The organism is Intrasporangium sp., from assembly GCF_032907665.1.
Lineage (GTDB): Bacteria > Actinomycetota > Actinomycetes > Actinomycetales > Dermatophilaceae > Intrasporangium.
Window position 1 is genome coordinate 1 of record NZ_JAJJPG010000092.1, and the last position, 15,199, is coordinate 15,199.

At 70.2% G+C, this 15,199-nt stretch carries 13 protein-coding genes; 9 read left to right on the forward strand and 4 right to left on the reverse strand.

The annotated features are described in order from the left end of the window. Positions 1 to 611, reverse strand: a 611-nt coding sequence (locus LOY02_RS13425; RefSeq protein ID WP_317182866.1) for an ABC transporter ATP-binding protein, incomplete at its 3' end; no start/stop codon positions are given. A 168-nt stretch (positions 612 to 779) separates the two neighbouring features. Here LOY02_RS13425 and LOY02_RS13430 point away from each other — a divergent pair. Further along, a complete protein-coding gene (locus tag LOY02_RS13430; RefSeq protein ID WP_317182867.1) occupies positions 780 to 2,372 on the forward strand; it encodes a methylmalonyl-CoA mutase in 1,593 nt (530 codons plus the stop codon). A 157-nt stretch (positions 2,373 to 2,529) separates the two neighbouring features. Here LOY02_RS13430 and LOY02_RS13435 read toward each other — a convergent pair whose 3' ends face one another. Beyond that, positions 2,530 to 4,050 carry an MFS transporter gene (locus LOY02_RS13435; protein ID WP_317182868.1) on the reverse strand — a complete coding sequence of 507 codons (1,521 nt, stop codon included), beginning with the start codon at positions 4,048 to 4,050 and terminating at the stop codon, positions 2,530 to 2,532. A gap of 74 nt (positions 4,051 to 4,124) precedes the next feature. On the opposite strand from LOY02_RS13435, the gene LOY02_RS13440 reads away from it, so the two are divergent. Further along, positions 4,125 to 4,727, forward strand: coding sequence for a helix-turn-helix domain-containing protein (locus LOY02_RS13440; protein ID WP_317182869.1), 603 nt, complete (start codon positions 4,125 to 4,127; stop codon positions 4,725 to 4,727). A gap of 99 nt (positions 4,728 to 4,826) precedes the next feature. Here LOY02_RS13440 and LOY02_RS13445 read toward each other — a convergent pair whose 3' ends face one another. Both LOY02_RS13445 and LOY02_RS13450 read right to left on the reverse strand, forming a co-directional pair. Continuing rightward, positions 4,827 to 5,765: a pseudouridine-5'-phosphate glycosidase gene (locus LOY02_RS13445; RefSeq protein ID WP_317182870.1), complete on the reverse strand. Its 939-nt coding sequence runs from the start codon at positions 5,763 to 5,765 to the stop codon at positions 4,827 to 4,829. Between the two features lie 9 nt (positions 5,766 to 5,774). Next, the gene (locus LOY02_RS13450) at positions 5,775 to 6,470 is read right to left on the reverse strand and encodes a hypothetical protein (RefSeq protein WP_317182871.1); all 696 of its coding nucleotides are present in this window, start codon (positions 6,468 to 6,470) and stop codon (positions 5,775 to 5,777) included. 73 nt (positions 6,471 to 6,543) lie between these two features. On the opposite strand from LOY02_RS13450, the gene LOY02_RS13455 reads away from it, so the two are divergent. From LOY02_RS13455 to LOY02_RS13485, 7 genes are all read left to right on the forward strand, one after another. After that, positions 6,544 to 7,770, forward strand: a complete 1,227-nt coding sequence (locus LOY02_RS13455; RefSeq protein WP_317182877.1) for an amidohydrolase — start codon at positions 6,544 to 6,546, stop codon at positions 7,768 to 7,770. Between the two features lie 122 nt (positions 7,771 to 7,892). After that, positions 7,893 to 8,954, forward strand: a complete 1,062-nt coding sequence (locus tag LOY02_RS13460; protein ID WP_317182872.1) for a BMP family ABC transporter substrate-binding protein — start codon at positions 7,893 to 7,895, stop codon at positions 8,952 to 8,954. Between the two features lie 310 nt (positions 8,955 to 9,264). Further along, complete coding sequence (locus tag LOY02_RS13465) at positions 9,265 to 10,719, forward strand: ABC transporter ATP-binding protein (protein ID WP_317182878.1); 1,455 nt, start codon at positions 9,265 to 9,267, stop codon at positions 10,717 to 10,719. After that, a complete protein-coding gene (locus LOY02_RS13470; protein ID WP_317182873.1) occupies positions 10,719 to 11,834 on the forward strand; it encodes an ABC transporter permease in 1,116 nt (371 codons plus the stop codon). Before LOY02_RS13465 ends, LOY02_RS13470 begins: the two co-directional genes overlap by 1 nt. Next, positions 11,831 to 13,108 carry an ABC transporter permease gene (locus LOY02_RS13475; protein WP_317182874.1) on the forward strand — a complete coding sequence of 426 codons (1,278 nt, stop codon included), beginning with the start codon at positions 11,831 to 11,833 and terminating at the stop codon, positions 13,106 to 13,108. Before LOY02_RS13470 ends, LOY02_RS13475 begins: the two co-directional genes overlap by 4 nt. Further along, a complete protein-coding gene (locus LOY02_RS13480) occupies positions 13,108 to 13,536 on the forward strand; it encodes a cytidine deaminase (RefSeq protein WP_317182875.1) in 429 nt (142 codons plus the stop codon). Before LOY02_RS13475 ends, LOY02_RS13480 begins: the two co-directional genes overlap by 1 nt. 34 nt (positions 13,537 to 13,570) lie before the next feature. Continuing rightward, positions 13,571 to 14,860, forward strand: coding sequence for a thymidine phosphorylase (locus tag LOY02_RS13485; protein ID WP_317182876.1), 1,290 nt, complete (start codon positions 13,571 to 13,573; stop codon positions 14,858 to 14,860). The last annotated feature ends 339 nt before the right edge of the window (positions 14,861 to 15,199 follow it).

Sequence of the window (15,199 nt, forward strand, 5' to 3'; positions counted from 1 at the left end):
GCGCGGATGATGCTGACGCGGTCGCCCAGGGCCTCGACCTCCCCGAGGATGTGGCTCGAGAGCAGGACGGTGCCGCCCTCGGCGGAGAAGCCACGCACGCACCGGCGGAACTCCGCATCCATGAGCGGGTCGAGCCCGGCGCTCGGTTCGTCGAGCAGCAGCAGCTCGACGTCGGAGGCGAGCGCCGCGACGAGGGCGACCTTCTGGCGGTTGCCCTTGGAGTAGGCGCGACCCTTCTTCGTCGGGTCGAGCTGGAAGCGATCGACCAGGTCGGCGCGCTTGCGCTCGTCGAGACCGCCACGGAGCGATCCGAGCAGGTCGATGACCTCGCCACCGGTCAGGTTCGGCCAGAGCACGACATCGCCAGGCACGTAGGCCAGCCGCTGGTGCAACGTCTCCGCGTCGTGCCACGGGTCACCGTCGAGGACCGTCGCGCTGCCGCCGTCGGCCCGCACGAGGCCGAGCAGGATCCGCAGCGTCGTCGACTTGCCCGCGCCGTTGGGCCCGAGGAACCCGTGGATCTCGCCGCGCTCGACCGTGAGGTCCAGGCCGTCGAGGGCGACCGTGTGGCCGAAGGACTTGCGCAGGTCGCGGACCTCGATGGCGCTCATGGCTTCACGATGGACCCCCCGGTGGGGGCAGGCAAGGAGGTTCGATCGCTGAGCCGGCCCAGCGGCATACGGGATGGCGGTTTCGAGGCGCGAGACGCGTGCGTGACCTCGACTACGTTCGCTGCCGGAGCGGCGTCGCGTGCAGTGAGCGCCGATAGGCTCGGCTGCATGGCTGACAGCACAGGAGCTCGCTCCGAGTCCGACCTGCCGATCAAGGCCGTCTACGACGCGTCGGCGCTGGGCGGCTGGGACCCCCAGACCAAGCTGGGCGCGCCGGGCAGCTACCCGTTCACGCGGGGCGTCTACCCGACGATGTACACCGGCAAGCCGTGGACGATGCGGCAGTACGCCGGCTTCGGCACCGCCAAGGAGTCCAACGAGCGCTACCACCAGCTCGTCAAGGCCGGCACCGGCGGCCTGTCCGTGGCCTTCGACCTGCCGACGCAGATGGGCTACGACTCCGACGAGCCGATCGCGCACGGCGAGGTCGGCAAGGTCGGCGTCGCGATCGACTCGATCGAGGACATGCGCACCCTCTTCAACGGGCTGCCGCTCGACAAGATCTCGACGTCGATGACGATCAACGCGCCCGGCTCGACGCTGCTGCTGCTCTACCAGCTCGTCGCCGAGGAGCAGGGTGTCGCCGGCGACCAGCTCACCGGCACGATCCAGAACGACGTGCTCAAGGAGTACATCGCCCGCGGCACGTACATCTACCCGCCGCGCGAGTCGCTGCGCCTCATCGCCGACATCTTCGCGTACTGCCACAAGGAGCTGCCGCGCTGGAACACGATCTCCATCTCCGGCTACCACATGGCCGAGGCCGGGGCGACGCCCGTGCAGGAGATCGCCTTCACGCTGGCCAACGCGATGGAGTACGTCCGCGCCGCGCAGGCCGCCGGGCTCGACGTCGACGACTTCGCGCCGCGCCTGTCCTTCTTCTTCGTCGCGCGCACGACCCTGCTCGAGGAGGTCGCGAAGTTCCGCGCGGCCCGCCGGATCTGGGCCAAGATCATGAAGGAGCAGTTCGGCGCCACGAACCCCAAGTCGATGATGCTGCGCTTCCACACCCAGACCGCGGGCGTCCAGCTGACCGCGCAGCAGCCCGAGGTCAACCTCGTCCGCGTCGCGCTCCAGGGCCTCGGCGCCGTCCTCGGCGGCACCCAGTCCCTGCACACGAACTCCTTCGACGAGGCCATCGCCCTGCCGACCGAGAAGGCCGCCCGCCTCGCCCTGCGCACCCAGCAGGTCATCGCCTTCGAGACCGACGTGACCAAGACCGTCGACCCGTTCGCCGGCTCCTACGTCGTCGAGTCGATGACCGACGAGATCGAGGAGGCGGCGCTCGCGCTCATCCAGCAGGTCGAGGACCGCGGGGGAGCGGTCGCGGCGATCGAGCAGGGCTTCCAGAAGTCCGAGATCGAGCGCTCCGCCTACCGCGTGCAGCTCGAGATCGACAGCGGCGAGCGGACCGTCGTCGGCGTCAACCGGTTCACGGTCGACCAGGAGGAGCACTACGAGCCCTTGCGCGTGGACCCGCAGATCGAGGCCGACCAGCGGGCCCGCCTCGAGGCCCTGCGGGCGGAGCGCGACAACGACGCCGTCAAGGCGGCGCTCGGGGAGCTGCAGGAGGCGGCCCGGGGCACCGACAATCTCTTGTATCCCATGCGGGAAGCCCTCAGGGCCCGGGCCACCGGCGGTGAGGTCGCCCATGCGCTCCGCGAGGTCTGGGGCCTCTACCAGCCGCGCGAGACCTTCTGAGAGGCCGTATGCCGCTCAGCCGGCCCCCAGCCCCTCGCTGAGGCCCGCTCCGGCTGGGTTCACTGGGCCGACGGACTACCACGAGTTGCCCGGTCCGGCCGTGGCCCGCATGGTCCGGGTGATGCGGAATCTTTGGTGGTAGTCCGTCGGCTCGCCCTCAGCCGGCCGCCGGGGTCCGCCGTCGGGCCGGCAGGAACAGCGCCGCGACCACGGCGGCCCCGACGGCGACTGCGCCGGTGAGCAGAGCAGGCCCGACCGCCCCGTCGTAGCCCGTCGGCGTGAGCTGGCCGCCGGCCCCGAGGAAGACCGCAGTGAGGGTGGCGACCCCGAGGCTCACTCCGAACTCCCGGATGGTCGAGTTCGCCGAGCTCGCCACGGCGAAGTCCTCGTGGGGGAGGCCGTCGAGCACGGCGGTCGCGGCCGGCGCGAAGGTCAGGCCCATGCCGATCCCGGCGAGCGCGAGGGGAGTGACGAAGGCGCCGTAGTCGAGCCCGGCCTCGGCGACCCGGGCGAACCAGACGAGGGCGACGGTCTGCAGCGTCAGGCCGGAGACGAGCAGGGGCCGCACGCCGACCCGGGGAGCGAGCAGCCCGGCGAGGGGCGCGACGACCATGGGGGCCGCGGTCCAGGGAAGGGTGCGGATGCCGGCCTCGAGAGGGCTGTAGCCCTGGACGATCTGGAGATACTGGGAGAGCAGGAAGACCGCGCCGAACATGCCGAGCGTGAAGAGCAGGGCCGCGGCGTTGGCTGCCGAGAAGCTGCGTGAGCGGAAGAGCCGCAGCGGCAGGACGGCGTGGGTGCGACGCGCTGCCCAGGGCACGTAGCCGACGAGGAGGGCGACTCCGCCCGCGAGGGATGCGATGACACCCGGCGACGTCCAGCCGTCGTCGTTCCCGCGCACGATGCCCCAGGTCGCGAGGAGCACCGCGCCTCCGATGAGGAAGGTGCCGACGAGGTCGAGCGGCTTGGCGGCCCCGCGTGACTCCGTGACGGCCGCGAGGAGCAGTCCGACGGCGATGGCCGCGACGGGCACGTTGACCCAGAAGATGGCCTGCCAGCTGATCCCTTCGACGATGGCCCCGCCGACGACCGGGCCGACGGCGACGCCGAGTCCGGAGACGCCGCCCCAGATCCCGATGGCGGCCGGGCGCAGCCGTTCGGGCACGGCGCCCGCGAGGAGGGCGAGGGACAGGGGCATGATCGCCGCCGCCCCGAGGCCCTGGGCCGCACGGGCGACGACGAGCGCCTCCGAGGTCGTGCTCAGAGCCGCGCCGACGGAGGCGAGGGTGAAGACAGCGATCCCGGCGAGCATGGTCCGGCGCCGTCCGAGTCGGTCGCCGAGGGTGGCGGCCGGCAGCATGAACCCGGCGAACGCCAGCGTGTACGCGTTGAGGAACCACGCGAGCTGCTCCACCGTCGCGTCGAGGTCGCGCTGGATGACCGGGAGGGCCGTCGTCATGACGAGGTTGTCGAGGGTGGCGAGGAACATCGGCAGGGAGGTTGCGACGATCGCGAGCCAGAGGGGGACGGTGGGACGCCGACGCCCCGCTGCGTCGCGGTGACCCGGGCCCGGCGGGTCGGTCGTGCCCTCGGTCCCGTTGTGGCTGGCCCTGGAGTGAGGGTCGAGGGAGGCGGATGCGGGGGCGCTGCCGGGGCTCTCGTTGGTGAGCGTGCTCATGAGGTCTCCACATGTAGGCATCGAATGATTACTTAACGGTGGGACGATAAGTAATCGACTGATAACCTGTCAACATGGTTCCTGCTTCCACGTCAGCGACCCCGTCGACCCGCATGTCCGCAGAAGCTCGCCGAGAGCTCATCCTCGCGGCCGCGACTCGCGCCTTCGCCGAGCAGGGCTACGCCGCGACGACGACGGACACGGTGGCGCGCCTCGCGGACGTGAGCCAGCCCTACGTCGTGCGGATGTTCGGCACCAAGCTGCAGCTCTTCGTCGAGGTCTTCCGCCGAGCGACCGGGCGGATCATCGACGCCTTCGAGCGCGAGCTCGACGCTCAGCCCTTCGACCCCGACCAGCCCGACGACTGGACTCGCCTGGGCCAGGCCTACCGAGCGCTCGCGGAGGATCGCGACTTCCTGCTCGTCATGATGCACGGCTTCACGTCGGCGGGGGTGGAGGAGATCGGGCGGGCCGCGCGCGAGGGCATGGGTCGGATCTTCGCGCTGCTCCAGCGCACGGGCGGCACCGAGGACCAGCTTCGGGTGTTCATCGCGCACGGCATGCTCGTCAACGTCCTCGTCGCGATGCGGGCGCCGGAGCACCTGGCCGAGGGCGGACCGCTCGCCGAGCTCGCAGCGTGCGCCTTTCAGGACTACCGGCTCCCCACGACGGACTGAGCCGGCCGAATACAGCACTGGCGGCGTGTCTCATCGCCGCCCGGTCAGCACCACCGGGTCAGCAACGCCGGAGGTAGGCGGACCCCGGTTCGAGGGCGGTCAGGCTTCCTGCCGCGCGAGCTCGGCCGCCACCTCTCCAGCGAGGAGGGCGTTGGCCAGGACGAGCTCGACGTTGGCCCGCAAGGACTCGCCGCCCGAGTGCTCGTGGAAGTACTCGAGCAGCCGCGGGGTCACGTCCTTGCCCGCCACCCGATCGCGGTGCTGGAGCAGGAGCCCCTCACGCAGCAGCCGGTCGTGCAGCTCGGGGTCGAGCTGGCGCTCCTGGGGCAGCGGGTTGGCGAGGACGACGCCGGCGCGGTCCGTCGGGAGGCGGTCACGCATGACGACGATGCGCGCGGCCTCCTCGGGCGACTCCACCCGCCACGGGACGGTGTGGCCGGAGTCGGTGAGGTAGAAGCCGGGGAAAGCGTCGGTGCGGTACCCGACGACCGGCACCGACAACGTCTCGAGGTACTCGAGCGTCCCTGCGACGTCGAGGATGGACTTGACGCCGGCACAGACGACGAGCACGGGTGTCGACGCGATGACGCCCAGGTCGGCGGACACGTCGAAGGTCTCGGCGGCACCGCGGTGCACCCCGCCCAGTCCGCCGGTGGCGAAGACCCGGATCCCCGCGAGGTCGGCCAGGGCGGACGTCGAGGCGACGGTCGTGGCGCCGCTGCGGCCCAGTGCGGCGGCGACGCCGACGTCGCGGACCGAGAGCTTGGCGACGTCAGGGTCGGTGCAGACCCGTTCCACCTCGGCGGGCCCGAGGCCGATGCGGACCACCCCGTCGAGGACGGCGATGGTTGCGGGGACCGAGCCGCCGTGACGCACGGAGTCCTCGATCCGTGCGGCGATCTCGAGGTTGTCGGGGTGGGGGAGGCCGTGGGCGAGGATCGTCGACTCGAGGGCCACGACACCGCGGCCCGCGTCGAGCGCCTCGCGGACCTCGTCGTGGACGACGAACGGAGCAGCGGGAGACGGCGCGCGGTCCATGGGCCCACCCTAGGACGGCGCGTGGCGAGGACAGGCTGCACACGCCTTCATGCCGGGCAGCGCGACGATGAAGCAGCAGGAGATGCGTTGCTGCTCCGGCCCCACCGGTCTCCCGGCCGCGACGCGGGCAGCGCGAACTGCGGCGACCCACCGGTCCGACACGACCCCCCACCGTTGTCGGGAGCTCATCTTCACGTCGGGGGCGAAGTGCCGGGCGACCCCACCCACGAGGCTGTCGTATGCCGCTGAGCTCGCTTCCAGCGCGGCGCTCCTCGACGCCTCCGTCCCCGAGTTCCTCCCCGAGGACGTCCCGGCGTCCGCTCCCGCCTGCTCCCTCGGGACGACCTCGACCGCGCCCGGGAGCAGGACGATCCGGGACGGGTGGAGCCCGGGGGCGAGCTCGAAACCCAGCCCCATCGGCGAGGGAAGCAGGACCCAGGGACCCAGCTCAGCGGCATACGCCAACGGGGTGGCGACGACGTCGCACCACCACTGGAGGACGAACGCAGCCGCCACGTGCGGCTTGTGCTCGGAGTGCTGTCTCCCGACGAGGGCGCGACGCCACGGGGCCAAGGGGTCGGCGCCGGCCGCGGCGTGGGCGATCACGTCGCCGACCCACGTGGTCGCGGCCGACGGCTCCGTCGACACGGTGACGAAGGGCAGCGCACCGTCGATGGCGCGCGCGACGTCGGGCAGGCTCGGCACGGTGACGCGGCTCCTTCCCGAAACGCCCCGGGGGACCCGTCCATCCTGTCGGTAGACTCCCGTACTCGTGACCATGCCCCCGCCGTTCGACGAGATCTCCCGTGTCGTGGCCGAGCACGAGGACGAGCTCATCGACTTCCGGCGGGATCTGCACCGGCATCCCGAGCTGGGACGTGCCGAGGTGCGCACGACGCGAAAGGTCGGTGAGCGCCTCGAGGCCGCGGGGATCCCCGTCCGCCGTCTGCAGGGGACCGGGCTGGTTGCCGACATCGGCGCGCCGGAGCCACTCATGCGGGTAGCCCTGCGGGCGGACCTCGACGCGTTGCCGATCCGCGAGCAGACCGACCTCGAGTTCGCTTCCCGCACCGACGGGGTGAGCCACGCATGTGGCCACGACGTGCACACGACGGCACTGGTCGGAGCAGCGTTGGCGCTCAAGGCCGTCGAGGACCGCTTGCGCGACCACGGTGTCGGTGCCCGCCTCGTCTTCCAGCCGGCCGAGGAGCTCATGCCCGGTGGCGCGGAGGACGTCGTCGCCCAGGACGGCCTCACCGGTGTCGACCGGATCTTCGCGCTGCACTGCGACCCCGCCCTCGACGTCGGCCATGTCGGCCTGCGTGTCGGCCCGATCACGGCGGCGGCCGACCAGGTCGAGGTGACCCTGACGGGCCGCGGGGGGCACACGTCGCGACCGCACCTGACCCAGGACCTCACCTATGCCCTCGCGAAAGTCGTCACCGACGTGCCGGCGGCGCTCTCCCGGCGACTGGATCCCCGCGCGGCGGCCGCGCTCGTCTGGGGTGCGATCCACAGCGGCGGCGCGCACAACGTCATCCCCGCCACCGGCAAGGCCTCCGGCACGCTGCGCATGCTCGACGTCGAGACGTGGGACGGCGTCGAGAAGCTGCTCGACGAGATCGTCCACGCCGTCGTCGCCCCTTACGGCGTCAGTGCCGACGTGACCATCACCAAGGGTGTGCCACCGGTCGTCAACGACGCGTCGTGCATCGAGGCGCTCACCGCGGCGGTCGTCGGCGCCGGGGCGACGGTCGCATCGACGCCGCAGTCGCTCGGCGGTGAGGACTTCGCCTGGTACCTCACGCATGTCCCCGGTGCGATGGCCCGGCTCGGCACGCGGCGCATCGGAGGTGTGACCTACGACCTGCACCGAGGAGACCTCATCATCGACGAAGGGTCCATCGGCGTCGGCGCAAGCACTCTCGCGGGCTGTGTGCTCGCATCCGCCGCGCACCATCTCGCGGCGCGGCCGGCCGCGGCAGAGGCGCCTCGGGCGGGGTAGCGGATCGGTAACACTTGCGATGTGTTTTACCGCACTGGCCCGGTCCGTGCGGGCTCTCAGGACTAGAGTCGGTTCACGTGAGGCCGATGTCGTCGTCGGCCCATCGAGTGAAGGAGCACCCCTTGCGTCACGCAACCAAGATCGCAGCAGTCGTCGCTGCTGCCGCGCTCGGCCTCGCTGCCTGCGGCAGCGACACGCCAGAAGAGACCCCCGGTGCCGGAGGCACCGGCACGAGCGCAGCAGGCGGCGAGAAGATCATGGTCGGACTCGCCTACGACGTGGGCGGTCGAGGAGACCAGTCCTTCAACGACGCGGCGGCTGCCGGCCTCGACAAGGCCAAGGCCGAGCTCAACGCGGAGGGGCAGGAGGCCACCGCCACGTCCGGTGAGCCGGAGTCCGCCCGAGAGGAGCGGCTCGAGCAGCTCATCGACGCCGGCTACGACAACATCGTCGCCGTGGGCTTCGCCTACGCGCAGGCCGTCGGCAAGGTCGCCAAGAACAACCCGGACGTCAACTTCGCGATCATCGACGATGCCTCGGCCGACTCCGCCGGGCCGAACGTCCAGCAGCTCACCTTCGCCGAGCACGAGGGGTCCTTCCTCGTCGGTGTCGCGGCCGCACTGAAGTCGACGTCCAACATCATCGGCTTCGTCGGAGGTGTCGAGACCGACCTCATCAAGAAGTTCGAGGCCGGCTACGTCGCCGGCGCAGAGGCGGTCAAGCCGGACATCGACATCAAGATCCAGTACCTGACGCAGGTTCCCGACTTCTCCGGGTTCAACTCGGTGGACAAGGGCAAGGCCGCGGCTGACGGCATGTACCAGGCCGGCGCGGACGTCGTCTACCACGCGGCCGGCGGCTCGGGCGGTGGCGTCTTCCAGTCCGCCAAGGCTGCGAACAAGATGGCCATCGGCGTCGACTCCGACCAGGCGCTCACGGCCGATGCGGCGGTCCGCGACGTCATCATCACCTCGATGCTCAAGAAGGTCGACGTGGCCGTCTTCGACTTCATCAAGTCGGTCAGCGACGACACGTTCCAGGGCGGCAACAAGGTCTTCGACCTCAAGGCCGGTGGCGTGGACTACTCCACGACCGGCGGCAAGATCGACGACATCAAGGACCAGATCGACGAGTACAAGGAGAAGATCATCTCCGGCGAGATCACGGTTCCCACGGCCCCCTGAGCCTGCGGCCAATCGGTTCGGATGTGGGACGGCCCGGACGACGCGATGCGTTGTCCGGGCCGTTTCCTCGCCCAGCGGCGCGCCGACTGTGTACGTTCGGGCGTGGTGGTTCATTATTCGGTCGATGCCCGCCTGGCGCGGGCCCTGATGAGGAGCGTGTGTCATCGTCCCCAGTGACTCAGCCGCCAGCGTCCCGCCGGAAGGGGAGTCGGGCTCGGCCCCGGGTGCCGCGACGCGAGGGGAACCGATCGTCGAGCTGCACGGGATCACCAAGCGCTTCCCCGGTGTCATCGCCAACAAGGACATCGAGCTGACTGTCCATCGCGGCACGGTCCACGCCATCGTCGGTGAGAACGGCGCGGGGAAGTCCACCTTGATGAAGATCCTCTACGGCGTGCAGCAGCCCGACGAGGGCACGATCACCCTCGATGGCCGGGTCCAGCAGCTGAAGACCCCGGCAGACGCCATCGACGCCGGCATCGGCATGGTGTTCCAGCACTTCCAGCTCGCCGACAACTTCACCGTGCTCGAGAACGTCGTCCTCGGCGCCGAGAAGCTGCACGGGATCGGCGAAGCGGCCCGGGAGCGCATCCGGGAGATCTCCGGGGCCTATGGCCTCGACATCGATCCCGACGCCCTCGTCGAGGACCTCGGGGTCGGTGCCCAGCAGCGGGTCGAGATCCTCAAGGTGCTCTACCGGGGTGCGAAGATCATCATCCTCGACGAGCCCACCTCCGTCCTCGTCCCCCAGGAGGTCGAGGAGCTCTTCGACAACCTTCGAGAGCTCAAGGCCGAGGGCCTGACGGTCATCTTCATCTCCCACAAGCTCGACGAGGTCCTCAGCGTCGCCGACGCGATCACCGTCATCCGTCGGGGCACCACCGTCGCGGAGGTCCTCCCGGAGGACGTGACCGCTCACGACCTCGCACAGCTCATGGTCGGCGCGGAGCTGCCCTCGCCGAGCACCGAGGAGTCGACCGTCACCGACACAGCCCTGCTCATGGTCGAGGACACCTCGCTGCTCAACCCGAAGGGCGGTCGCCCACTCCTCCAGGACATCAACCTCACCATCCACGCGGGAGAGATCGTCGGCATCGCCGGCGTCGAGGGAAACGGCCAGGACGAGCTCGTCGAAGTCATCATGGGCATGAGGGACCCGTCGTCGGGCCGGATCCTCCTCGGCGATACAGACACGTCGACCTGGCACACCCGGGAGATCAGGGAGGCCGGGATCGGCTACATCCCGGCGGACCGGCACCGACACGGCCTGCTCCTCGAGGCGCCCCTGTGGGAGAACGTCGTGCTGGGTCACCAGACCGAGCCGGTCTACGTCTCCGGTCCCGGTGGAGCGCTGGTCAACGCGCGAGCCGCACAGGAGGAGACCCAGCAGGTCGTCACGGCCTACGACGTCCGCACCCCGTCGATCCACGTCACGGCCGGCTCGCTGTCCGGCGGCAACCAGCAGAAGCTCATCGTGGGCCGCGAGATGCGGCGCGAGCCGAAGGTGCTCGTGGCTGCGCACCCCACCCGGGGTGTCGACGTCGGCGCCCAGGCCGCGATCTGGAACCACATCAAGGCGGCCAGACACGACGGCCTCGGCGTGCTGCTCATCTCCGCCGATCTCGAGGAGCTCATCGGCCTCTCCGACACGATCTGGGTCATCCTCCGTGGCCACCTGTCCGGACCCTTCGACCCCGACACGGTGACGCGCCAGGAGCTCGGTGCGGCCATGACCGGGGCCACCGCGACGGACGGAGCAGCCTGATGACCACCCGCTTCGACCCGCGCAAGGCCCTGCTGGCCCTGAGCGCCCCGGTGCTCGCCATCCTCGTGGCCGTCATCGTCACCTCGCTCATCCTCGTCGTCGCCGGCGACCCGGTCGGCGAGGTCTGGAGCACGATCCTGTCGGTGCCGAGACCGCGTGTCGTCGTCTCGATCATCAACGCCTCGATCGTCTACTACATCTCGGCAGTGGCCGTGGCCATCGGCTTCCGGATGAACCTGTTCAACATCGGGGTCGACGGCCAGTACCGGATCGCCGCCTTCGCCGCCGCAGTGGTCGCCGGTGAAGGCTGGCTGCCGGGACCGCTGAACATCCTTCTGGGCCTCCTCGTGGCCATGCTCGCCGGCGGCATCTGGGCCGGCATCGCGGGCCTGCTCAAGGTCTATCGCGGCGTCTCCGAGGTCATCTCGACGATCATGCTCAACGCGATCGCGACGATCCTCGTGGCCTTCCTGCTCCGAAAGGTCGCCTTCCGGACCGAAGGCTCGAACATCATCAGTACGACCCCGCTGCCGGAGGACTCCCGGGTGCCCGGTATGGCGATCATCCCCGACGTCTCCCGCGAGGTCTACGGCCTGCTGTTCCTCGCGGTCGTCGTCGGCTTCTTCTACTGGTTCATCCTCGGCAAGACGCGCTTCGGCTTCGACCTGCGAGCCACGGGTCGGTCGGAGACGGCCGCCGTCGCGAGCGGCGTCAAGGTCAAGCGGATGGTTCTCATGTCCATGGTGCTGTCGGGCGTCGTGGCCGGCCTCGTCGGGATGCCCCTGCTGTTCGGGCAGGACCACGCCTACGGCTCCACCTTCCAGCCGGGCCTCGGCTTCGCCGGGATCGCCATCGCGCTGCTGGGCCGCAACCACCCGATCGGCATCATCTTCGCCGCGCTCCTGTGGGGGTTCCTCGAGCAGCAGTCCAATGCGCTGCAGATCACCGCGGGCGTCAGTGACCGACTCGTGCTCATCATCCAGGGCGTCATCGTCCTGTCGGTCGTCATCGCATACGAAGTGATCCGCCGAGCCAATGTCCGCTTCGAGCAGCGCAAGGTCGCGCAGGCGCTCGAGGAGCAAGAGTCCATGACGAAGGAAGGGGCGCCGGCATGAGCCAGATGACGACACAGACCGTGCCCGACACTCCGGCCGAGAAGCCTCCTGCCCGTGGCCTACGCGGCCTCGTCGGTTGGCGACGCATTCTCGTGCTCGCTTCCGTCGGCCTCGTGGTGATCTCGCTGACTCGCGTCATCACGGGCGCCAGCGACATGAGCTCCTCCGGGGCGATCAGCGCAGCCCTCGCCCTGGCGGCACCGATCGCGCTCGCGGGGCTGGGCGGCCTCTGGTCGGAGCGCGCCGGCGTGGTCAACATCGGCCTCGAAGGCATGATGATCATGGGCACGTGGGGCGCGGCGTTCTTCGCGGTCCACTACGGCGCGTGGGCTGGAGTCCTCGGAGCCATCGGGATGGGCCTCATCGGTGGCGCGATCCACGCCCTCGCCACCGTCGTCTTCGGCGTCGACCACATCGTCTCCGGCGTGGCCCTCAACCTCCTCGGCGCCGGCGCGGCCGCCTACCTCGCCACCCGCACATTCAGCGAGACCGGCGGGACGCAGTCGCCGAGCCTGCCGGCGCTCCCGAGGCTCACGATCACCCCCCTGTCCGATGCGCTCGCCGACGTGGAGCAGGGCGGGATCTTCATCCTCGCCGACCTCGCGAGCGTCCTGCGCGCGCTCGTCACGAATCTCTCCATTCTCACCGTGCTCGTCGTCGTGTTCCTCGTTCTCACCTGGTGGCTCCTGTGGCGAACCGCGTTCGGTTTGCGGCTGCGGTCCTGCGGTGAGTCACCGGTCGCCGCCGAAACACTCGGGGTCAACGTCCTGCGCTACAAGTTCATCGCGGTCCTCATCTCCGGTGGGCTGGCCGGCCTCGGTGGCGGCTTCCTCGCCATGGTCGCCTCGAACCTCTACCGCGAGGGCCAGACCGGCGGCCGAGGCTACATCGGCCTCGCGGCCATGATCTTCGGCAACTGGCGTCCCGGCGGGCTCGCGGCGGGCTCCGGCCTGTTCGGCTACGCCGATGCGGTGAACCTGCGAGGGGGCGGCAACATCGTGCGCGCCTACCTCCTGCCGTTCGCCGTCTTCCTGCTCATCTGGGGGCTGTGGTCCCTGTGGCGCCACCGCAACGGCAAGCGGGTCATCGGCGTCGTCAGCGTGGTCATGGCCGCCGTCGTCTTCGCCTGGTTCGCCCTGACGAGCACGTTCCCGCGCGAGCTGACCGGCATGACGCCCTACCTCGCGACGCTCATCGTGCTGGCCTTCGCCTCACAACGCCTGCGAATGCCCAAGGCGGACGGTGTCGTCTATCGCAAGGGCGAGGCCTCGTGATGGAGGCGTCGCCCGGAGCGAGCCCAGCGGCATACGACATCGACTGGGACATGCTGCAGGCGCGAGCTGTGGAGATGCTCGAGCGAGCCTATGCGCCCTACTCCGACTTCCCGGTGGGCGCGGCAGGACTCGTCGACGACGGGCGCGTCGTGGTGGGGTGCAATGTCGAGAACGCCTCCTACGGTGTCGGGCTCTGCGCGGAGTGCGGCATGGTCTCGGAGCTGCATGCGACCGGCGGCGGGCGACTCGTCGCGGTGTTCTGCGTCGGGAAAGACGGCCGGGCCCTCATGCCCTGCGGCCGGTGCCGGCAGCTGCTCTGGGAGAACGGCGGGCCCGACTGCCTGCTCATGACGCCGGAGGGCGTGCTCACGATGCGTGACGTGCTCCCCCAGGCGTTCGGGCCGGACGACCTCGCGCGTAAAGAGTGAGGACAAAGCCGGCCCGTTGGGTGAGGATGACTTCGTGACCGAAGCCTTCGACACCGTTGACATCATCGCTGCCAAGCGCGACCGCAACCGACTCACGGACGAGCAGATCGACTGGGTGATCGACGCCTACACCCGAGGCGTCGTGGCCGAGGAGCAGATGGCTGCGCTGGCCATGGCCATCTACCTCAACGGCATGAGCCCGGAGGAGATCGCCCGCTGGACCGACGCGATGATCCGCTCGGGGGAGCGGCTGGACTTCTCCGGTCTCTCCCGGCCCACCAGCGACAAGCACTCGACCGGCGGCGTGGGCGACAAGATCACCCTGCCCCTGGCGCCGCTCGTCGCCGCGTGCGGAGTGGCGGTGCCGCAGCTCTCGGGCCGCGGCCTCGGCCACACCGGCGGCACCCTCGACAAGCTCGAGTCCATCCCGGGATGGCGCGCCTCGCTGAGCACCGACGACATGATGCGCCAGCTCGAGGATGTCGGTGCGGTGATCTGCGCCGCGGGCTCGGGGCTGGCACCGGCCGACAAGAAGCTCTACGCGCTGCGTGACGTGACCGCGACGGTGTCCTGCGTTCCCCTCATCGCCTCGTCGATCATGAGCAAGAAGATCGCGGAGGGGACCGGCTCGCTCGTGCTGGACGTCAAGGTCGGGTCCGGTGCCTTCATGAAGGAGCTCGACGAGGCCCGCGAGCTCGCCGAGACCATGGTCCGCCTGGGCAAGGACGCCGGGGTGACCACCGTGGCGCTGCTGACCAACATGGCCACCCCGCTCGGCCTCACCGCCGGCAACGCCCTCGAGGTCCGCGAGTCCCTGGAGGTCCTGGAGGGCGGCGGGCCGGCCGACGTCGTCGAGCTGACGCTCGCGCTGGCACGCGAGATGGTCGCCGCCGCGGGGCGGCAGGAGGTCGACCCCGCCGATGCGCTCGCGGACGGGCGGGCCATGGACGTGTGGCGCCGCATGATCCGTGCACAGGGTGGCGACCCCGACGCGCCCCTGCCGACCGCACGCGAGACACATCAGGTCCTCGCGCCGGCTGACGGGGTCCTCGTCGAGCTCGACGCCCTCGCTGTCGGCGTCGCGGCGTGGCGCCTCGGCGCGGGACGGGCCCGCAAGGAGGACCCGGTGCAGGCGGCCGCCGGTGTGGAGATCCACTACAAGCCGGGTGCCGTCGTCCGCGGTGGGGAGCCGCTCCTCACTCTGCACACGGACACGCCCGAGCGCTTTGCGCGGGCGGAAGAAGCGCTCGACGGCGCCTTCACCATTGCTCCCGAGGGCTCCCGGCCCGACCTGCCACCGATCGTCATCGACCGCGTCTCCTGACGTCGCGGTCCCGCCCGGATGGGACTTGTCTGGGCGCGGGTCGAGGGTCGGCCGAGAGGCGCAGTGCACGTCGGCACCACGTCGGCTGGCCGGGAGCTCCAACCGGCTGGTCCGGACGGCATGTGCCCAGGTCAGGGCCCGGTTCGATGGGGGTCCGGGGTGGATTAGGAGATCGGCTGCACCGGGTGTAGTGTTCTCTCTGCCGCAAGGGACACCAAGCGAGCAGGTTCGGCGCCTCCAAGAGGCGGTCACGGATTTGACTCCCAAGCAGACGAGCGGCAAACTTGAAGGGTTGCCCCGGATGCTGGCCTGGTTGGGTTGGTTGATGGTGTGTGTCCG